The sequence below is a fragment of the Shewanella sp. BC20 genome (genome assembly GCF_003129585.1).
GTDB classification, from domain to species: domain Bacteria; phylum Pseudomonadota; class Gammaproteobacteria; order Enterobacterales; family Shewanellaceae; genus Shewanella; species Shewanella seohaensis.
This window is the reverse complement of the sequence record NZ_NHRI01000001.1, coordinates 20,185-39,617: the sequence shown is the minus strand read 5'-3', so window position 1 is coordinate 39,617 and position 19,433 is coordinate 20,185. Positions and strand designations below refer to the sequence as shown.

16 protein-coding genes and 1 pseudogene are annotated in these 19,433 nt (G+C 47.3%); 12 read left to right on the top strand and 5 right to left on the bottom strand.

From position 1 onward, the window contains the following. Positions 1-194 precede the first annotated feature (194 nt). Positions 195-1,277, top strand: coding sequence for a DUF3137 domain-containing protein (locus CBX96_RS00185; protein WP_109285303.1), 1,083 nt, complete (start codon positions 195-197; stop codon positions 1,275-1,277). A 360-nt stretch (positions 1,278-1,637) separates the two neighbouring features. Here the strand turns inward: CBX96_RS00185 and CBX96_RS00180 are convergent, their stop codons facing one another. The 4 genes and pseudogenes from CBX96_RS00180 to CBX96_RS00160 all read right to left on the bottom strand — a co-directional run bounded on the left by CBX96_RS00180 (position 1,638) and on the right by CBX96_RS00160 (position 4,503). Continuing rightward, positions 1,638-2,174 (bottom strand): SMI1/KNR4 family protein, encoded by a 537-nt coding sequence (locus tag CBX96_RS00180; protein ID WP_109285302.1) that lies wholly within the window; start codon positions 2,172-2,174, stop codon positions 1,638-1,640. Positions 2,175-2,437: 263 nt separating this feature from the next. Further along, positions 2,438-2,711, bottom strand: a pseudogene (locus CBX96_RS21610) (transposase); the annotation flags it as partial. A gap of 169 nt (positions 2,712-2,880) precedes the next feature. Further along, positions 2,881-3,798 carry a PD-(D/E)XK nuclease superfamily protein gene (locus CBX96_RS00170; protein ID WP_109285301.1) on the bottom strand — a complete coding sequence of 306 codons (918 nt, stop codon included), beginning with the start codon at positions 3,796-3,798 and terminating at the stop codon, positions 2,881-2,883. Positions 3,799-4,107: 309 nt separating this feature from the next. Then, positions 4,108-4,503, bottom strand: coding sequence for a VOC family protein (locus tag CBX96_RS00160; RefSeq protein ID WP_109285300.1), 396 nt, complete (start codon positions 4,501-4,503; stop codon positions 4,108-4,110). A 160-nt stretch (positions 4,504-4,663) separates the two neighbouring features. On the opposite strand from CBX96_RS00160, the gene CBX96_RS00155 reads away from it, so the two are divergent. The 3 genes from CBX96_RS00155 (at position 4,664) to CBX96_RS00145 (ending at position 8,371) form a co-directional block, all read left to right on the top strand. Beyond that, positions 4,664-5,269 (top strand): DUF502 domain-containing protein, encoded by a 606-nt coding sequence (locus CBX96_RS00155; RefSeq protein ID WP_011717603.1) that lies wholly within the window; start codon positions 4,664-4,666, stop codon positions 5,267-5,269. Between the two features lie 674 nt (positions 5,270-5,943). Further along, positions 5,944-7,920, top strand: a complete 1,977-nt coding sequence (locus CBX96_RS00150; RefSeq protein ID WP_109285299.1) for a BCCT family transporter — start codon at positions 5,944-5,946, stop codon at positions 7,918-7,920. Between the two features lie 88 nt (positions 7,921-8,008). Next, entirely contained in the window at positions 8,009-8,371 is a 363-nt protein-coding gene (locus CBX96_RS00145; protein ID WP_011717601.1) for a YajD family HNH nuclease, read from the top strand. Between the two features lie 26 nt (positions 8,372-8,397). Here CBX96_RS00145 and CBX96_RS00140 read toward each other — a convergent pair whose 3' ends face one another. Then, positions 8,398-8,631: a DUF1289 domain-containing protein gene (locus CBX96_RS00140; protein ID WP_011623302.1), complete on the bottom strand. Its 234-nt coding sequence runs from the start codon at positions 8,629-8,631 to the stop codon at positions 8,398-8,400. 279 nt (positions 8,632-8,910) lie between these two features. On the opposite strand from CBX96_RS00140, the gene CBX96_RS00135 reads away from it, so the two are divergent. The 8 genes from CBX96_RS00135 to CBX96_RS00100 all read left to right on the top strand — a co-directional run bounded on the left by CBX96_RS00135 (position 8,911) and on the right by CBX96_RS00100 (position 19,253). Then, on the top strand, positions 8,911-10,281 hold the full coding sequence (locus CBX96_RS00135; protein ID WP_109285298.1) for a methyltransferase: 1,371 nt from the start codon (positions 8,911-8,913) through the stop codon (positions 10,279-10,281). Positions 10,282-10,535: 254 nt separating this feature from the next. Continuing rightward, positions 10,536-11,585 (top strand): 3-oxoacyl-ACP synthase III, encoded by a 1,050-nt coding sequence (locus CBX96_RS00130; RefSeq protein WP_011717598.1) that lies wholly within the window; start codon positions 10,536-10,538, stop codon positions 11,583-11,585. A 170-nt stretch (positions 11,586-11,755) separates the two neighbouring features. Then, positions 11,756-12,718 (top strand): alpha/beta fold hydrolase, encoded by a 963-nt coding sequence (locus CBX96_RS00125; protein ID WP_109285297.1) that lies wholly within the window; start codon positions 11,756-11,758, stop codon positions 12,716-12,718. Next, positions 12,718-14,529 carry an olefin beta-lactone synthetase gene (gene oleC, locus CBX96_RS00120; protein ID WP_109285296.1) on the top strand — a complete coding sequence of 604 codons (1,812 nt, stop codon included), beginning with the start codon at positions 12,718-12,720 and terminating at the stop codon, positions 14,527-14,529. The genes CBX96_RS00125 and oleC overlap by 1 nt, the downstream gene beginning before the upstream one ends. A gap of 141 nt (positions 14,530-14,670) precedes the next feature. Beyond that, a complete protein-coding gene (gene oleD / locus CBX96_RS00115; RefSeq protein WP_109285295.1) occupies positions 14,671-15,798 on the top strand; it encodes a 2-alkyl-3-oxoalkanoate reductase in 1,128 nt (375 codons plus the stop codon). A 71-nt stretch (positions 15,799-15,869) separates the two neighbouring features. Continuing rightward, the gene (locus tag CBX96_RS00110) at positions 15,870-16,109 is read left to right on the top strand and encodes a DUF3624 domain-containing protein (protein ID WP_109285294.1); all 240 of its coding nucleotides are present in this window, start codon (positions 15,870-15,872) and stop codon (positions 16,107-16,109) included. Positions 16,110-16,578: 469 nt separating this feature from the next. Beyond that, positions 16,579-17,556, top strand: a complete 978-nt coding sequence (locus CBX96_RS00105; RefSeq protein ID WP_011717593.1) for a TerC family protein — start codon at positions 16,579-16,581, stop codon at positions 17,554-17,556. A gap of 167 nt (positions 17,557-17,723) precedes the next feature. Further along, complete coding sequence (locus CBX96_RS00100) at positions 17,724-19,253, top strand: hypothetical protein (RefSeq protein WP_109285293.1); 1,530 nt, start codon at positions 17,724-17,726, stop codon at positions 19,251-19,253. Positions 19,254-19,433: the final 180 nt, after the last annotated feature.

Sequence of the window (19,433 nt, the reverse complement as noted above, 5' to 3'; positions counted from 1 at the left end):
TAAGTCAGTCAATAAGTTTGGTTTACGCCTCTGAGGTATAAGAGGTGGTATCAAAAACACGCCAATGTTTTTGATATAAATCGTTGTTTGAAATTTGTTATTTACAATAAATAACCCTTTGTTTAATCTGACACTCGAGAGTAGAAACAGCGCAATGGAATGGGCGCTGTATCGGCGATTACAGGGATAAGTAGATGAGCCAATTGTTGTATTCTTTAAAGCAGGGATTCGAAGCCCTGAAAAGTATTCGCAACCATATAGTGGAAGCGAATTTACCCGCAGATTTCCCTCGACCCGAATTACCGCCGATATCAGAAGAGGCGAAAGCGGCACTGTTGCAACTACTCGAGCCGCTAGAAGCTTATCGAATTGAAAAACTTGAAACGAAACTTTCTCGGAAGAAATGGGCCAAGCGGTTAGGCTGGCTCCTGTGCTTGCCTGCGCTGGCTGTTGATTTGATGTCGTTAGCCTCCAATAGTGACCCAAGCATTCTGAGCTTGATTGTTCTCGCAGGCATTTTGATGTGGGTTCAGTTGCCTGAAATACAATTTAAGCGCCATTATAAGAATAAAATTTTACCTGTTTTACTCGATAAATTAGGGGATTACCAATATAGCCCCGATTCCTGTGTCAATCTCGATGCCGTGGCTGATTTTGAACTCATGCCCAGTTTTAGCAAGAAAGAAGCTGAAGACCATATTCGCGGCAAGGTAGAAGATGTTAGCTTCGAGTTTTGCGAGTTAACCTTAAAATCCCGTGGAAGCAAGTCGGATAAAATTCAATTTAAGGGTGGGGTGGTGATTATCTCTATGCCCTTTCATTTTGAATCTCACACCATTGTTAGCCAAGACTATGGTTCCCTGGGGAATGCCATTTCAGGCATCAAGCAACCCAGAGTTAAACTTGAAAGTGTCACCTTTGAGGCCATGTTTGAAGTGTATTCACACGATCAACATTATGCGCGATATTTATTGTCACCCGCAGTGATGGAACGATTGGTTGAGTTGGAGCAATTATTCCGGAAAACCGCACGAGGTTCAGGAATAAGCATCGAGTTTAAAAATAATACAGTGCTTATTATGGCGAGCTATTTTGGTAATTTATTTGATAATGTGGACATCAACTTGCCCACACAGGATATGTCAAAGATCCCATTGTTACAGCAGGAGCTGGTCCTTATCACTAGCATTATCAAGCAGCTAAAACTGGATTATCTCGCGGCACAAAATGTGGCAGCACAAAAAATGCATGCGAGGATGGAGACATTAGCGAGTTAACGATAATAGTGTGCTGAGCGGTTATCTATTCGCATAGTTTTATACAGACGATGAAACAGCAAGCATTGTTTCTTTATCACGCCGATGATTATTTGAGTCATTGGACAGAAGATTCGCCAGCGCAATGCTAGTCATCACTTGAGCCTCATCGCTAGGCTAACCATCGGATATAACGTGAGCTGTTCAAAACTTATCAGAGGGAGGTTAGCGCGCGGCATATAAACCTCCTTGTTTAATGCTTAAATAAAGCATAGTAGGAGCTTAAAACTAGCGCGCTATTAAAGCTTGAGATGTTTATTTTAAGTACAGTCTAGTTCTCTGTTCATGGAATGGCGTCAGGTAGAGTAGTTGTGATGGCTTTTAGGGGGTATACGGCACAAACCTAATATCGCCACCGGCCCATTCTTGCGGAATTGCTTTACAAGAAATTGAACCATTAAGTAGACCATTTATAAAGCTAGTAAATGAAACTTCAAATACCTCAGGTTCTGAATGCCTACCTAAAACGACAATTTTCCATTTTCCACTTACACCTGCAGTAGACCAACAATAAATATCACCATCAATGGAAATTCCCCATGGAAGTAAACCTCCTGGCTCAAATAAAAGTGGAAATGGATAAGTTTCTGGAAACTCTTCTTTTAAGGTTGAAACAGACGAAAGAATAGGTGCGAATTGGTGAAGTAGATTGATATAAGTATTTTTTGAAAATGGGTTAAACACTGTTAACCACCCACCGATTTCACCCGTACCATAATGCTCTATAAACATCATGTAATCAGTTGGTAATGACTTGCCATAAAAATTGGTAACTAAGCCCCAGTCTAAACCTTTACCTGCCTCGAATGGTGAAGAAGGAATAGTGAGATAATTACTCATTTCTTCGAAATTTTTCATATGTATCCTAAAGCTAAATTAAGAAAATAAATCCGACCACTCATTATAAATCAACAACATAATTTACTGTTGGCTTGTCTACAACGTGTCAGAATTAAAATAGTTTAAATAATACCCCTCAACAGTCGTATGGGCTGCATTTTAGAAAATAAATTGCGCTAATTTCTTCAAAAATGGGGTATTTCAGTCGAGCTATGTCGTCCCATAGTGTTTGGGAAGTCTAGGTAAGGATTGCTTTGAGGTGATGTAAGTGACTGTTAATTTTAATAAAAATGATAATAACTCGACGCGAGATGCCGTTGTCGCTTTTCGAAATGTTCGCAGTCATCAGTCAGTTCTTCTAGTGTGCCCACCAGACCATGAAATAGTTTGCCAAACACAACACTGTTGTAAGCTTGAACCAATTGTCGGGGGACTATTTAATTTGAGCTATAACTTGGCGCTATTTTTACTGATGGAACCGTGTTTATCGCTGCGAATGATTCGGCTTGTACCATCCACCAACTCGGGGTAATAGGTTAAGGAAAACGTAATCCCCTAGGAGATTGCTTGGCTGCAACAATGGTAATCGAGTGTGTCTTCAATACTTCTCAGGGGGCGGCGAGGGCGCGGCATGCAAACCTCCTTGTTCAATGCTTAGCCAATCATGGTAGAAGGTTAACTGCTGTGCTATTAAAATATTCCTTATCTAAATTTTCCTTTTACTTTATTGAATTAGATAGTTTTTAATAGCAAGTGCCGAATTAAGGGTCAATTGGATTTGTCCCTTAACTTGTTCAAATGTACTGTTCGCTAAGTCGATAAATGGCGCTTCTGTTGATACAGTTACCGATTTCCCTGAAGGCTTCACAGCAAGTGACAAATCAACAACATCGGCGAACTTGTCTGCAATTTCGTCGTATCTGTTGAGCTGTCCGTGATAAATGACTTTTATTCGCTGCCCGCGAATTTGATGAACAATGACAATATTTCTCTGATTGGGGATCGGATAAAAGTGTATCCAATCGTGGCCTGCCGCTCTAGGTTTTGCTACTTCAGGATTAAGCTCGGGGTGATTGCGGGCAACAAAATCCAAGTACGCAGTCGCAAAATCCGTCATCCTCGGACAGACCACAGATTGGTAGCCTCGCCTGTTCTTTTTTATAGCTTCTTTTAGAAAGGTTGCTCGATACTGACTGCGAACATCGGCTTGAGCTTGAAAAAATGTGACGACTTGCTCATAAGATAATTCAACATCATATGGTTCGGAATTTCTATCAATGTAGCTCTGCGGCGCAAACAAACAGGTGGTGAACTTAGCCCACTCACCCTGTGTAATGCCTTTTTCACCCCGCATTTTGTAACGATGGCCTTGCTCAGTTTGCGCTGCTGCATCAATCTTGTTTTCAATCAGAATGGCTTCGCTTAACCCCGTTTCCGCCTCAAATTTTACTATCAAATCCGACTCACCAAGCAGTGCATCAGACACAGAATGCCAAGCCCCAATTATCCTAATTGGCGATGGTCGTCGGGTTGCTTCAGATACAAACCAATTTGTAAAAGACTCTGACACTAGCAGCTCTTCCAGTATTAGCAGGTCTACATCACGCTCCATAACATTCAGGTAGGTGTTTAACTGTTCCATTGCCTCAATCGACCTTGCTAAAAGCTGAAGACGCGAACCAGTATCTAGGGAGCGTCCAGATATGTCTATATTTTCTCACTTTGATTATTTTGCGCTACCTATGATAGCGCAGGGGGAAGTGAATCATGTTCTACCTGACTGGAGTAGCAAAGCCCGTACTTTATCCATGTTATATCGGGACCGCGACCACCTCCCCATGCGGGTGCGGTTGTTTATCGAGTTTGTAAAATTGCACTTTAAGTAGGGTTCTTAAGTAGAGCTCGCTTTATCCTGCCTGCCAAGGTACACCGACATTTGAGCGCGTTGGGGTTACAGCGCGCAGGCGGGCAGATATTCGGATAGTTCTAATAGATTCAAATCGGGGTCGCGGATATAGACTGAGTTGATGCGGCCTGTGGCGCCGGTGCGCAGTACTGGGCCTTCAATAATCTCAACTTCAAGGCTGTTTAAGTGGTTGATCACTTCTTCGATATTGTGGCTGACCACAAAGCAGAGATCGGCACTGCCGGGCGTGGCAAGGTTTGCCTTAGGTTCAAATTCGGCGCCTGCTTGGTGCAGATTGATTTTTTGATCGCCAAAACTTAAGGCGATTCGGCCCTGGCCAAATACGGACTTTTTCATCCCTAACACGCGTTGATAAAAGTCGACGCTGGCCTCGATATCTTTCACGGTTAACACTAAATGGTCTAGGCGGGTCACGCGCATATTCTTTCCCTCGATGCCGTAGCGGTTTGTTATTGGTTTTCTCTGCGCCTTACCTTACATCAAGTGCTGGTGCAAAAGTGACTCTGTGGTAGCATTTAACGCGCTTTTTAGCGTAAATAATTTATGCCTTTTTTATCCTATTGGATTTGATGAGATTGTAATGAAGAAAACCTTAGCCCGTGGTTTGATGAACCTGCTGCCGATGGCGTTAAGCCTGTGGTTGTTTTGGTCATTGTTTGTATCGTTAGATGGTTTAGGGATTTTTATTTTAGAGTTGGTAGGGATTAACCAACATTTTGTCGGCGCGGGCTTTATCTTAGTCGTGGCCATAGTGTTTGCGGTGGGCCTGTTGTTTTCGGTGAGTCCCATTGTGTGGCTCTATGGCTGGATTGAACGTCAGCTGATGCGTTTTCCGCTGTTTAAATCTGTTTATGGCAGTATTCGTGATATCGCCTCCTTAATGAACCGTGAGGGTAAACCCAATACTCAGCAAACCGTGTTGGTTAAACAGGCCAATGGCGGTTTTGTGGTGGGTTTTATTATGACGGATACTCCGCCGCAACCATTGCTCGATGCTTTACCCGAAGGGGATTGGGTGCCTGTGTTATTCCAACTCAGTTACCAAATGGCGGGGGTCACTAGCCTAGTTAAACGTGAAGATTTGATTTTAGTGGATTGGTCTTTTGAAGAGGCGATGCGCTTCAATTTAACGGCGGGGATTTCGCAAACGCCGGGCGCGGCAACGGTAAAAACTAAAGCCGAATAAGTTGGCTTTGATTTTTGAGTTAGTTTTTTGCGTCAAATAGATACATTTTTGTGATACAATCCGATGGCGACTTAATAGGTCGCCATTTTTTTATGCTAATTCAGTGGCTACTGTTTAGCATTATCTGTGTCTCTATTGAGTCAGTTTTCGACAGCATGTGGTCTCTGTTCGAAGGCGTCTCTGTAGGGCTTAAGCAAGGCCGAGTCGTTATTTGTTACTGGTTATTTACTACTGGTTAACCGTCAGCCGCTAATCGCGCTTTGCATTCCTCATCCTCGATACCGCGGATATCGAACCGCTTACATGCATTATGTCGCTATAGAGGTTGAACCCTGCGATTCGGTCGCATGGTGTCTATGCTCGCAGCTCGCTGTCTTTGAGAGGACGGCTGGTTCTAAAAGGGCATTGCACAACAGCGGCGTAGTGGTTTGTCGAGCCAATGGTTACTGACTTTGCTATTGCGTAAAAGCGCCGGGCAAACAGGTTAAGGTGAGGAAGCGTTTCAACATGAGTATGACATCACAAGGCATTGCCGTCCGCGAGTCCTTGTCATGGATTATTTGTGCATATTTCATCCTGATCACATACTGCTGAGGCAAGAGTTATCTATTATTGTGCTATCTCTTCAAAATTGAAGGGGTTTCAATAGGAATTGCCTGATACAAGGGAGTTTTATGTCTATAAAGTCGAGTATAAATCCACCGGTTTTTTATTCGTCGGTCTTTTTTATCACCTTAATGGTGATGATCTGCGCTATTTGGCCGACCGAGGCCAATCACTTTTTCAAATCCATGCAGTCGTGGCTAGAAGCTAAAGCGGGCTGGTTATATATCCTTGGTGTGGCGATTTTTCTGATTTTTATCATCTTTGTCATGGTCAGTCGCTTTGGCGACATTAAGCTCGGCCCCGACCATGCTGTGCCCGATTATAGCTATAAGAGCTGGATTGCTATGCTGTTTTCGGCGGGGATGGGGATTGGATTGATGTTCTTCGGCGTCGCCGAACCCGTGATGCATTACTTAGCGCCGCCCGATGCAACGCCTGAGACCTTGGCCGCCGCTAAAGAAGCCATGAAGATCACTTTCTTCCACTGGGGCATACATGCGTGGGCGATTTACGGGGTGGTTGCCCTGAGTTTGGCCTATTTTGCCTATCGGCATAAGTTGCCCTTGTTACCCCGCAGCGCACTCTATCCCTTAATTGGTGAGCGTATCCATGGCCCGATTGGCCACTGCGTCGATACCTTTGCGGTATTGGGGACAATGTTTGGTGTCGCGACTTCCCTAGGCTTTGGGGTATTGCAGGTTAACTCGGGCCTAAGCTATTTATTCGAGCAATTGCCGAATAACACCACAGTGCAAGTGTCGCTGATTATTGGCATTACCTTACTCGCCACTCTGTCGGTATTTTCGGGGCTCGATAAAGGAGTGAAGCGCTTAAGTGAGCTTAACTTAGGCTTGGCCCTTATCCTGTTGCTGATTGTGTTAATTCTTGGCCCAACCGTGATGTTGCTGCAGGCCTTTGTGCAAAATACCGGTAGTTATCTCAGTGATATCGTTAATAAAACCTTTAATTTGTATGCCTATCAGCATAAGGAAGACTGGCTAGGTGGTTGGACGCTACTCTACTGGGGCTGGTGGATTTCGTGGTCACCTTTTGTTGGCACCTTTATTGCGCGGGTGAGTCGCGGCCGCACTATACGTGAGTTTTTAGTCGGCATTTTATTTGTGCCTTCGGCGCTGACCTTTTTGTGGATGACGGTATTTGGTAACTCGGCCATCGACGCCATTATGAATCAAGGCGCGAGCTACCTAAGCGAAGCGGTGAATACCAATGTGCCCGTAGCTTTGTTTGTGTTTTTTGAACATATGCCTTTCCCGCATCTCCTGTCGGGCATTGGGATTTGTTTAGTGGTGACCTTTTTTGTGACCTCATCTGACTCGGGATCCTTAGTAATCGACAACCTGACCTCGGGAGGCGATAACAATGCGCCTGTCTGGCAACGGGTGTTTTGGGCATTGCTGCAGGGCGTGGTGGCCTCGGTACTGCTCATCGCGGGCGGTTTACAGGCACTGCAAACCGCTGCTATTGCCAGTGCGATGCCATTTTTATGCGTGATGCTGCTGATGTGTTTAGGGCTATACAAGGCGCTGAAAGACGATTGGCTTAAGATCAACAGCGTGCAGCTCCATACCACCAGTGTGCAATATGCTAAGACTAATATCAGTTGGGAGGAGCGCATCGAAGTCTTAGTGTCGCATCCTACCGAAGATGAGGCGCGTATCTTCCTCAATAATGTCGCGACACCGGCGTTATCTAAGGTGTGTCAGCAATTTATGAGTAAGGGCCTGACGGCGGATCTTGAGTATCTCGACGGCAAAGTGCGATTGGTGATCAGCAACGAAGCCTATCAACCCTTCGTATATGGTGTGCGGATGCGCTGCTTTGAAATCGTCAATCCCGTCGGTGAAGAGTTAGAGCAGGGCAACAATTGGTATTATCGCGCCGAAGTTTACTTAGAGCAGGGCGGCCAGCACTATGATGTGATGGGCTATACCGAAGAGCAGCTATTGGCGGATGTGGTCACCCAATACGAGAAATACCTGCACTATTTGCACTTGTCCAATGCCGACCAAGGACATGTCGCCTAAACGCTTTGCGTGTTAGAAATATTGCCCCAAGGAATAACTCGGATTATCCTTGGGGCACTTTTTTAGGGGTCATCAGTTAGGTGTAAGCATGTCAGCAAATCCAGGCCAGAGTAAGTTAGATCAAGTCTTAGCCCAAGAGCGGGAATACCGTGCGAAACGTGAAGGCGGTTACCGCGAGCAAGCGCTCAAATTGTATCCTTGGATCTGTGGCCGCTGTACCCGTGAATTTACCTCAAAAAATTTAAGCGAGTTGACGGTTCACCACAGAGATCACAACCACGATAACAACCCATCCGACGGCTCGAATTGGGAATTATTGTGCCTCTACTGCCACGATAATGAACATTCACGCTTCGAAGAACTGATCCGCTACGGTAGCACCACCGAAACCAAGCAAGCGGCGGCGACCTATAATCCCTTTGCCGATTTAAAGGCGATGATGAAAAAGTAATGATAAAAGTAAAAAGCCTGAAATTTTCAGGCTTTTTTTGCAAGTCGTGCCTCGGCTTCCAGCCATTTAGCGCGGCTTAGCACCTGTTGATTTTCGTCGCCTTCGAAATGGGCTTTGCGGGCGGGAAGTTGCGCGATAATCGCGGCATGTTCTGCATCGCTACTATCGCGCCAAGCGACAATCTCATCGATATGGCGAAAACAGCCCATGCAATAATCTTCATCATTTAAGCCGCAGCGGGCAACGCAGGGGGAGAGCATAGTTTTCCTCTTAACTGGTTTTCGTCATCGGGTTCAATGGGGGAGGCCGCTGCGTTAACTGTTGTTGCGTTAAGGCGTATCTCCCATGCATGCCAGCGAGTAAAACAGGCTGACAAAAATTGTGGCGATACTAGCAGCTTTAGCCGCCATTTGGGCAGCGATATTAAGTGAAATGCACCTTGATATTCGTAAAGGCTTAATGACGGCACTGTTTTCAAACTGACGGCTAAGCCCAATAAAATAGTCAAATGGAACACATCAGAGTAAAGCAAATTCAGCATGGCAATTAAGCTCGATAATCATAAGCAGGCAGGGGAGATATCCGACAGTCAGGATAGGCTCAAGGCATACTTTATCCAGTTGGATAAGCTACTTGAGCAGAGCCGCGCCCTGTGGCAAGTGCGCGCCTTTGAGGCAAAAGCACTGCCTTGGGCTGCACAATTCCAAAGGCTTGCAACCACCCTTTGGGCGCTTGATGATGCCGTGCTCGATACTTTGGATGCCGAGCAATCGGCGTTAGTCGATGCCTTATCTCCCGCACTCAAGCAGGATCTTGCCGCGTTAGGCTTAGACTGGGATCTCTCTTTACTCCTATCCTCCTATGCCGAACTTTCGCAGGGCTCAGATATTGATTCAGATATAGGCTCTGACATCAGTTCTGACGATATTGAAACTGCTACTTCACCTCGTATTGATCTTACCGAGATGGCTCACTTTAGCGCCCATATAAAAGGCCGTAAGTGGGAGCAGATCACTGCCTTTGTGCAACATTTGCCCGATGCGGGATTGCCCGTGCTTGAGTGGTGTGCGGGCAAAGGGCACTTGGGCCGTTTGATTGCCAAGGCACGTGGTGTGGATGTGTTAAGCCTCGAGTGGCAGGCGATGCTCTGTGAAGAGGGCCAAGCCTTTGCCGATAAATGGCAGTTATCACAGCGCTTTATCTGCGCCGATGCTTTCGCTATCAACGATAAAACTAGCGACAATTCCGCTCATCAAACCAATCCTTTTTGCGCTCAGCAACAGGCGGTGGCGCTGCATGCCTGTGGCGATTTGCATGTGCGTTTATTGCAATTGGCCGCAGCGGCAGGCACACAGGCACTGGCGATTTCACCTTGTTGCTACCATTTAATTCAAGCTAATCAATATCAAGGCTTATCGACACTCGCTAAACACAGCGCGCTGCGTTTAAGTCGCCATGACTTGCAATTGCCTTTACAACAGAGCGTGATCGCCAATCCGAAACAACAGGCGCAGCGGCATCAGGAAATTGCTTGGCGGCTGGGGTTTGATGCGCTGCAACGAAGTTGCCGTGGCATAGATGCTTATTTACCTTTGCCCGCAATAAAGCAAAGCCAGCTGAGCGGCGAGTTTGCCGAGTTTTGCCATTGGGCGGCGGCGCAAAAGACGGTTACCTTAGCCGCAGATTGTGATTTCGACGCTTGGCTTGAGATAGGCAAACAGCGACAAAGGTTAACCCAGCGCATCGATTTGGCTGCGCATTTATTCCGCCGAGCGCTGGAGCTGTGGTTAATTCTCGATCGCTGCTGTTTTTTGCAGGAAAGTGGCTATCGGGTAACCCTGAGGGAATTTTGTGCAACCAGCGTGACGCCGCGAAATGCGCTGATTTTGGCGCAAAAATCGAGCGATTGAAAAATAATTTGAATGATGAGGCCATACTTGCCTGTTTTTTATGAAGTATTTCTTTATTAGTTCATTTTGAATTAACGGATAGGCGGCATGATCTGCACAAGGGCTTATAAGCTCTGTGAGACAAGTCTAAGACGAAAGATGGTTTTTTATTGAATCATCGGGCTTTTCTTGTTCAAATGTCGCCTTAATGACAAATAACAACTAAAAACTGACCTAAAAGATCAGTGATCTTAGTGAGCGAATAAAACAGTTTCATGAAATATTCCCGCGTATTTATTAATAGCCTTGCCTATGAACTGGCACCTGTGGTGGTTTCCAGTAGCGAGCTAGAATCTCGCCTCGCGCCTCTATATCAAAAATTTCGCATTCCTATGGGGCAACTTGCGGCGTTGACGGGCATTACCGAACGCCGTTGGTGGCCTAAAGGGCATCAACTATCCGATGGAGCGATTAAAGCGGCGCACAAGGCGATTGCAGAAACGGGAATAGAAGTCGCCGAACTGGGCGCTGTGGTGTATACCGGCGTTTGCCGTGACCAACACGAACCCGCCACCGCTTGCCGGATTGCGGCGGCATTAGGTGTGTCGAAGGACACGGCGATTTACGATATCAGCAATGCCTGTCTTGGGGTGTTATCGGGCATTTTAGACATTGCTAACCGTATCGAGCTTGGCCAAATTAAGGCGGGCATGGTGGTGTCCTGCGAATCGGCGCGGGATATTGTCGATGTGACCATTGATAATATGCTGGCCGATCCGACCATGCAGAATTTTGCGCAGTCGCTGGCGACCTTAACTGGCGGCTCTGGCGCGGTGGCGGTGATCCTGACCGATGGCAGTTTGCCACTGACGAACGTGCGTAAGCATCAGCTGCTTGGTGCCTCCCATTTATCTGCGCCGCAGCACCATCAACTGTGTCAGTGGGGCTTGCAGGAAGTAGGGCACAATATTTACCGTGAGTTTATGCGTACCGATGCGGTGACCTTGCTCAAAGAAGGGGTCGAGCTGGCTAAGCATACGTGGGAGCATTTCCTCGCGCAGCGGAATTGGTTGGTTGAACAGGTCGATAAAGTGATCTGTCATCAGGTAGGCGCTTCAAACCGTAAACAGGTCTTGAGTGCGTTAAATATTCCGCCTGAAAAAGAATTCCCAACATATCAACTACTTGGCAATATGGGCACAGTTTCTTTACCCGTAACTGCGGCCATGGCACACGATCAAGGCTTTTTACGCCCAGGGGATCAGGTGAGCTTTTTAGGTATCGGCAGTGGTTTGAACTGCATGATGCTGGGAATTAAGTGGTAGTTTTCCAAGATTGTTATCTGCCTTAGCCAACGCTTGAGAGCAAGGTTTGCTAGGGCATTTTTATGCTTATTGGTTTAGCGATGGGCATTAGCGATGAGCAGAGGTAAAGGCGAATTTACCTGCACAGGCTACCAATACAAAAACAATTAGAACAAAAGATAGGAAGCGTCATGTTAGACACTCTGTTGCCGTTTAAACGTCATTTTCTTAGCCGTAATGGCAACAAGCTGCATTACATCAATGAAGGCCAAGGTGAGCCTGTCGTCATGGTGCACGGTAATCCAAGTTGGAGTTTTTATTACCGTAATCTCGTGAGTGCCCTTAAGGATACTCACCAGTGTATCGTGCCCGATCATATTGGTTGTGGTCTGTCGGATAAGCCGGATGACAGCGGTTACGATTACACCTTAAAGAATCGCATTGACGATTTAGAGGCGCTGCTCGATAGCCTAAAGGTAAACGAAAACATTACCTTAGTCGTCCACGACTGGGGCGGCATGATTGGCATGGGCTACGCGGCGCGTTACCCTGAGCGAATTAAACGTCTGGTGATTTTAAATACTGGCGCCTTCCATTTACCCGAGACTAAGCCTTTACCGCTGGCGCTGTGGATCTGCCGCAATACGCTGCTTGGCACTGTGTTAGTGCGTGGTTTTAATGCCTTTTCATCGATTGCCTCCTATGTCGGGGTAAAGCGTCAGCCGATGTCCAAGTACATCCGCGAGGCCTATGTCGCGCCGTTTAACTCATGGGCAAATCGCATTTCGACCCTGCGCTTTGTGCAGGATATTCCGTTAAAACCGGGTGACAGAAACTATCAACTGGTGTCGGATATCGCCGCTAGTCTGCCAAAGTTTGCCAAGGTGCCGACACTGATTTGCTGGGGTTTACAGGACTTTGTGTTCGATAAGCACTTTTTAGCCAAATGGCGCGAACATATGCCCCATGCACAGGTGCATGAATTTGCCGATTGTGGTCACTATATCCTCGAAGATGCGAGCGATGAGGTGATTACCCATATCAAACACTTTATGGCTGAGGCGCAAACGCAAGAGCCTGAAGTGCAGCACGTTGAAACGGTGCTGGTCACCGAGCCTGAGGTAGAGACTCAAGCGCCACAGGCCGCACATTAATGGTTAGGGTGGAGGATGCGCAGCTCGGCCATGGGACATCTAGCGTCGAGCAAGCAAGCGATGCCAATATTTGTCGGCATTTAAAGCAGGCCGCCCATCACATACCCCATCATCTCGCGGTTGCGGTGCAACAGGGCAAGGGTAAATCCCTTGCCAACCTGACTTACCAAGAACTCGACTTTATTAGCCTCGATAAACAAAGCGATGCCATCGCCTTCGCGCTCAATGCCCATGGACTGGCGCGGGGGATGAAGGCGGTGCTGATGGTCACCCCGAGTCTGGATTTTTTTGCGTTAACTTTCGCCTTGTTCAAGGCGGGGATTATTCCCGTGCTGGTTGACCCGGGCATGGGGATTAAAAACCTTAAGCAATGTTTTATTGAAGCCGCGCCCGATGCCTTTATCGGTATTCCTAAAGCCCATGTCGCCAGACGCTTATTAGGCTGGGGTAAGGGCAGCGTGCAGCATCTTATCAATGTGGATGGCAATCCCAGCGGGCTTGCTGGCACGCTATCGCGCTTACTCACGGGCGCGCCAAGTTTAGCGTCGATACTCTTATCAACAGCTAAGTCGTCTACAGCTAAGTTGCCGGAACAGGCTGAGTATCCTATGGCGCTGCTTAGGCATGACGAGATGGCGGCGATTCTGTTTACCAGTGGCAGCACGGGGACGCCAAAAGGTGTTGTCTATAGCCACGGCATGTTTGAGGCGCAAATTCAGGCGCTGAAGCAGGATTATGGCATTGCACATGGTGAGCGTGATTTGGCGACATTCCCGCTATTCTCTCTCTTTGGTCCGGCGCTCGGTATGGCATCGATTGTACCTGAGATGGATGCCAGCAAACCGATTACGGCCAATCCTGAATTTTTATTTGCCGCCATTGAGAAATACCAATGCAGCAATATCTTTGTTAATCCAGCCTTGCTGGAGCGTTTAGGCCGCGCTGGTGAGCAAACCGAGTCGAAGCGCCAACACAAACTCAGCAGTGTGAAACGCGTGATTTCCGCTGGGGCGCCCGCGACCATTGCCTCGATAGCCCGTTTTAGCAAAATGCTCAGTGACGGCGTGCCTGTACTCAATTCCTACGGAGCCACCGAATCCTTACCCATCAGCATGATCGCCAGTGACGAGCTATTTACCACGACTCAAACCACGGACAATGGCGGTGGGATTTGTGTCGGCCGCGCCATCGATGGCGTGAGTATCGAGATTATCGCCATCACTGAAGCTGATATTCCTGAGTGGGATAATGGCCTGCGTCTTAACGCGGGGGAAATTGGCGAAATAGTGGTAACAGGCCCTATGGTGAGCCAGTCCTATTATCGCCGCGAAAAGGCAACGACGGCGGCTAAAATCTGGGACCGCGAGCAGCAAACCTTCAGGCATCGCATGGGCGATCTTGGCTATCTGGACGACAGTGGCCGGTTGTGGATGTGTGGCCGCAAAGCCCATAGAGTGGATGCCACCCAAGGCGGGCAGTGTATTAAACGTTACTATTCCATTCCGAGTGAGCGTATTTTTAATACCCATCCGAATGTGAAACGTTCGGCATTAGTGGGGATTAAAGTGAAGGGGCAAGGTGGCGTGAGTGAGATTGAACCACTCATCTGCATCGAGCTTGACCAATCCTTGGTGTGCAATAAGAGCGTGCAGCTGTATCAAGAGTTGATGGCGATTGCCGAACAATATAGCCAAACTCAGGGAATTCGGCGTTTTCTCATTCATCCCGATTTCCCTGTGGATGTGCGCCACAATGCCAAAATATTTAGAGAAAAATTAGCCATTTGGGCGCAATCGCAAACCAAAGGCTGATTTCAATTTAGCTCATTTTTAACTTAAATAGGGTCGAACTTTCGACCGTTTGTTCGTGGCACGTTTGCCGCGAGTTGTGCCTTGTTGCACTTAATCACTGAATTGAATACTAAGATGACACTCACTGTCACGGAATGCGATATGACTGACAATCCTGCTGTTCTTCAAGCCGATGCGACACAAACTGGCCGTGGCGATAACCTCGCTCAAGCAGGCTTTGATCCGCGTGAGCAAGCCGCGCTTCATGCCTTGGCGGCTAAGGTCAACCATGCCTTTGTGACCGGCGCGGGCGGATTTTTGGGTAAGGCCATTTGCCTACGTTTGGTCGCGGCTGGGATGAAAGTTACTGGTTTTGCCCGTGGCCATTATCCTGAGCTTGAAGCCCTTGGTGTGACTATGGTACAGGGGGATTTAGCCAATCCTGAGCAAGTCAAACAGGCGATGCAGGGCTGCGATATCGTGTTCCATGTGGCCTCAAAAGCGGGTGTTTGGGGCGACAGAGACAGTTATTTTTGCCCCAATGTGAAGGGTGCCGCTAATGTGATTTCCGCTTGTAAAGCGCTTAAAATCAGTAAATTAGTTTATACCAGCACCCCTAGCGTGACCTTTGCGGGCGAGGATGAATCGGGTATCGATGAATCGACGCCCTACGCCAGCCGCTTTTTAAATTATTATGCCCATTCCAAGGCGATTGCCGAGAAGATGATGCTCGATGCCAATCAAACCTCGTTAACCGGGTCGGCGTATGCGTTAAAGACAGTCGCTCTGCGGCCGCATTTGATTTGGGGGCCCAATGATCCGCATCTGGTGCCTCGGGTGCTTGCCCGTGGTCGTTTAGGTAAGCTCAAGCTGGTGGGGCGTGAGGATAAACTGGTCGATACCATTTATATCGATAACGCTGCCTATGCCCATATTCTGGCGGCCGTGGAGCTTTGCCAAGTCTCGCCTAAGTGCCAAGGGAAAGCCTATTTTGTCAGTAACGACGAGCCTGTGACTATGGCCAAGATGCTGAACCTCATCCTAGCCTGTGATGGGTTGCCGCCTGTGACCGCGCGCGTGCCACAGACCCTAGCCTATGTGGTGGGCGCTGTGCTAGAAACGGCGTATCGGCTGCTGAATAAGCAAGAAGAGCCGATCATGACGCGCTTTGTCGCTAAACAGCTTTCCTGTAGCCATTATTTCGATATCAGCGCGGCAAAACGGGACTTTGGCTATCATGCCTTAGTGTCGATAGAAGAGGGGATGAAGCGACTTAAGGCATCGCTCTAGTGCTTATTTAGCACTGGGCTGACAGGGTGATATCCTATGCCACCTCAGTAACCTAATGGATTAAAGCGTTAATGGCCTGCGACGATTGTAATACTTCGATTTTTCGGCAAAAGATTGGCCGCTGCAAACGCTGCATGTGGCAGTTGACACTCTTGTCGCTTATCGGTTGGCCTTTGTGGTGGTATCTGTACAGTGACGCTCCTCGAGAGGTCAACTCCATCGCCTTACTGTTTTTCTGCTTAGCCTTTAGTGGCCTGTTATTACTGCATCTTGTGGTATTAGTCGCGCGCCGTCTGCTCGGGCGTGAGTAGTTTTTTCACTTCCCATTGAATCTCCTTTTTATCCTTTGTGGTGAGCGGTCACGCTCGCCATTTACGCTATTTGAAACGGCTATGCTTGCCCGCGAACTTTTTCATTTTCGCTTAATGCTCAAGTGGTACACAGTGCGCTGAAACAGCTCGCTTTTTATCGTCTTAGCGAAAAATACTGTCGATTGGTGCTGAGGCGTGATGAGTGATGAGCTCACGTAATCATTTTACTCCGTGATCCCGTGAGTGCTAGGGCTAGACTTAAATCTAACCAAGGTACGACAAATGCTCTGGTGATAGGGTCTAGTGTGACGAGTTGTTTTGGCTGATAAGTATGGATTTAAACAAATTTTAATCTGACATTTTAAGGTTTTTACCCTGTTTCACTGTTTTTGGTATCGCCAAGTACTAAGATCGAATGTGGCGATGGAGCCGAGAAAACTCGGTATTTTTTTAGGTTTTAGGGAGTGTTATGGAGTTTTTAACCACGCTATTTGTGGGTTACCCAATATGGGTTTGGTTAATGTTTTTTGGCTTTGTGCTGGCATTGTTAGCCTTCGACTTAGGTGTGCTACACAAAGAGCAACACGAAATTACCGTGGCAGAGAGCCTTAAATTATCGGCCTTTTATATCTGTATGGGTCTGTTGTTCGGCGCCTGGTTATGGTGGTACAAGGGCTCGACCGCGGGGATGGAATACCTCACGGGTTACCTTATCGAAAAGTCCTTATCTATGGATAACGTCTTCGTTATCGCGCTTATTTTCAGTAGCTTAGGCATTCCCCGTTTGTATCAACACCGAGTGTTATTCTGGGGGATCATGGGCGTTATCGTGCTACGTGCCATTATGATTGGCCTAGGCGCGGCGCTGGTAGCGCAATACCAAGGCGTGTTGGTGTTATTCGGCCTGTTCTTGATTTTCACCGGTATTAAGATGCTCTTTTCCGATGATGAGCATGGAGATATCCAAGATAATAAGTTTTACAAATGGTTACGCTCCAAAATGCGTTTTACGCCAAGCCTTCATCAAGAGAAGTTTTGGGTAAGGGGAGAGGAGCATCAACTCAGCAAAGGCTGGTGGGCAACGCCTCTGTTCTTGGCGTTGATCTTAGTCGAAACCGCAGATCTGGTGTTTGCGGTGGACAGTATCCCGGCGATTTTTGCGATTACCCAAGATCCATTTATTGTCTATACCTCTAATATCTTTGCTATTTTAGGTCTGCGGGCATTGTATTTCGCCCTCGCGGCCATGGTGCATCGTTTCGAGTACCTTAAGTATGCGCTATCGGTGGTATTGGTGTTTATCGGTGTAAAAGTCGGACTGGTGTACTTTAATCACGAAGGCATTGTGGACTTTAAAATCCCAACGGCCTTATCCCTTGGCGTCACCTTCGGCCTCTTACTGGCTGGGGTACTATTCTCCCTGTGGAAGACGCGCGAGCAGAAGTAAGCCTAATTACTTTGGTATGTCTCAAGGCCATTTAGCCCATGCTAAATGGCCTTTTTAGTCTCTGTGGAAGGTAAAATCGTGACATGAAAAATTAGTCTATGCTTAATTGGCATTGCTATGGTGCGGTGCAAACACTAAAGATGACTAATACTTTCAAGGATGAAGCTATGAAACTACCTCTTGCGAGTTTATTGATTGGCGCTTTGCTGGGAGCCAATGCCCACGCCGCTGGAACTCAAACCAGCCAAACACTAGCCGCTTCAAGCTCCACGTGTACAGGGACTTACCCGAGTTACTTTCAAGACCCTGCTTTTACCAAAACGGGCATGTGGGATAATCAAGTGATCATCAATCAGGCCTATCCTGGCTGGAAGGGGCCAATTTTTCAGTTAAGTGATGCCTACTCAGCAGCCAAAGCCGATCAGGAAATGCCATGGCTCAAGTTCAATCCCTTCGATAAAAATCTCTCAGAAAAGGATAAGAATACCCAAGCGTGGAATTATCTTTGGGCCGTTATGCAGTATATCCAAGCGGGCAATATCGACAGTGGTGACGTCAATACCGACTGGGATCTGTGTAACAACAAGGTACGTACTTGGTACCATATTCCTTATCAAACCTACGATCCCATGAGTGGACGCGAATTTATCCATGGATTAACCCGTGAAGCACCCGTCACTATGGCGGTGAAAGATCAAGGCGATATTAAAACCACCATGTGGGCCGTTGGCTTTTATAACCCTCAGGCTGCTGGCAGCTTGGCTAAGGTGTGGACGGGGGCTGCTGCGCCTGTGATGCCCCAAGCTAACTTTGCCTTTAATGAAGGCAGTGTGATTGGCAAATTGCTGTTTACCACGGCGACGCCCAATAATTATCCCTTCCTAGAAAATGTGCCTGTATGGCAAGCCAATATCAGTTCGAGTGATTTTTGTGAGTGTAAAAATGCCGATGGTAGTGCCTGTAGCTTCCAGCAAGAAACAGAGCAATGTCCACGTTCGGTCGCCGATGTTTACTTGCTACAGTTTGATATAGCAGTACGTGACAGCCGCTCGCCAGTAGGCTGGGCCTATGGCACCTTTGTGGCCGATGGCCAATTTAAAGCAAAAGAGAAAAATCCGTGGAACCGTATCTCCCCCCTTGGACTCATGTGGGGGAATGATACCCCTCCTGTAAACGAAGGTGCTGCTGCTTTTCCACAAAATCCGGTTTCAGGCCTTAAAGATAGCGCGGTGTTTCAAGAGGTGGTTGGGCGTTTAAATGAGAAAACCAATGCAGGACATCTAGGTTGTAATGGCAGGTTAAACGGCCCAGCGGATAATGCGTTAAGTAGCTGCCTATCTTGCCATCAAACGGCTTCTGTACCCGATAGCAGCAACAATACCCCAGCGATTATGTACCAATTTGCTTCCTACCAAGAGCCTGGAAGCGGTCAATGTATGACGACGCCGAGTAAGCTCGATCTGGCTATCGACCAAGTGTACTTTAAGTCCTTCCAATGCTCTGAATCCTTCAATGGTCCTCAAAATATTGTGCCACTGCCGCAATATGCGCAGGGACAGACACAATGGATCTCCACAGATTTTTCCTTACAACTGAGCATAAGCCTCACCCAGTGGCAGGAATGGCAACAGGATCAGGACAATCTGAAGAAGAACATTAAAGTGCGAGTGTTTGATGGCACGCTGCCTTCCCGTTAGGGTGTAAATGTAAGAAGTTGTATTTAAAGATTGTTGTGAGGATTTTTCCCTATCCATATCTACCTAGAACTGGCGCCAAAGTGCGCCAGTTTTTATTCGTTCATCCCAAAGATGGGTTGTGAATTGCCCAGGTTATCGGCCGATGAAATAATTTCTATTTGCGGTTTTTAGGTTTGGTAA

What these genes read in the sequence shown, in the direction of transcription:
- CBX96_RS00185 (WP_109285303.1), top strand. Translation starts at nt 195, where the DNA reads ATGAGCCAATTGTTGTATTCTTTAAAGCAGGGATTCGAAGCCCTGAAA.
- CBX96_RS00180 (WP_109285302.1), bottom strand. Translation starts at nt 2,174, where the DNA reads ATGAAAAATTTCGAAGAAATGAGTAATTATCTCACTATTCCTTCTTCA.
- CBX96_RS00170 (WP_109285301.1), bottom strand. Translation starts at nt 3,798, where the DNA reads ATGGAACAGTTAAACACCTACCTGAATGTTATGGAGCGTGATGTAGAC.
- CBX96_RS00160 (WP_109285300.1), bottom strand. Translation starts at nt 4,503, where the DNA reads ATGCGCGTGACCCGCCTAGACCATTTAGTGTTAACCGTGAAAGATATC.
- CBX96_RS00155 (WP_011717603.1), top strand. Translation starts at nt 4,664, where the DNA reads ATGAAGAAAACCTTAGCCCGTGGTTTGATGAACCTGCTGCCGATGGCG.
- CBX96_RS00150 (WP_109285299.1), top strand. Translation starts at nt 5,944, where the DNA reads ATGTCTATAAAGTCGAGTATAAATCCACCGGTTTTTTATTCGTCGGTC.
- CBX96_RS00145 (WP_011717601.1), top strand. Translation starts at nt 8,009, where the DNA reads ATGTCAGCAAATCCAGGCCAGAGTAAGTTAGATCAAGTCTTAGCCCAA.
- CBX96_RS00140 (WP_011623302.1), bottom strand. Translation starts at nt 8,631, where the DNA reads ATGCTCTCCCCCTGCGTTGCCCGCTGCGGCTTAAATGATGAAGATTAT.
- CBX96_RS00135 (WP_109285298.1), top strand. Translation starts at nt 8,911, where the DNA reads ATGGCAATTAAGCTCGATAATCATAAGCAGGCAGGGGAGATATCCGAC.
- CBX96_RS00130 (WP_011717598.1), top strand. Translation starts at nt 10,536, where the DNA reads ATGAAATATTCCCGCGTATTTATTAATAGCCTTGCCTATGAACTGGCA.
- CBX96_RS00125 (WP_109285297.1), top strand. Translation starts at nt 11,756, where the DNA reads ATGTTAGACACTCTGTTGCCGTTTAAACGTCATTTTCTTAGCCGTAAT.
- oleC (WP_109285296.1), top strand. Translation starts at nt 12,718, where the DNA reads ATGGTTAGGGTGGAGGATGCGCAGCTCGGCCATGGGACATCTAGCGTC.
- oleD (WP_109285295.1), top strand. Translation starts at nt 14,671, where the DNA reads ATGACTGACAATCCTGCTGTTCTTCAAGCCGATGCGACACAAACTGGC.
- CBX96_RS00110 (WP_109285294.1), top strand. Translation starts at nt 15,870, where the DNA reads ATGGCCTGCGACGATTGTAATACTTCGATTTTTCGGCAAAAGATTGGC.
- CBX96_RS00105 (WP_011717593.1), top strand. Translation starts at nt 16,579, where the DNA reads ATGGAGTTTTTAACCACGCTATTTGTGGGTTACCCAATATGGGTTTGG.
- CBX96_RS00100 (WP_109285293.1), top strand. Translation starts at nt 17,724, where the DNA reads ATGAAACTACCTCTTGCGAGTTTATTGATTGGCGCTTTGCTGGGAGCC.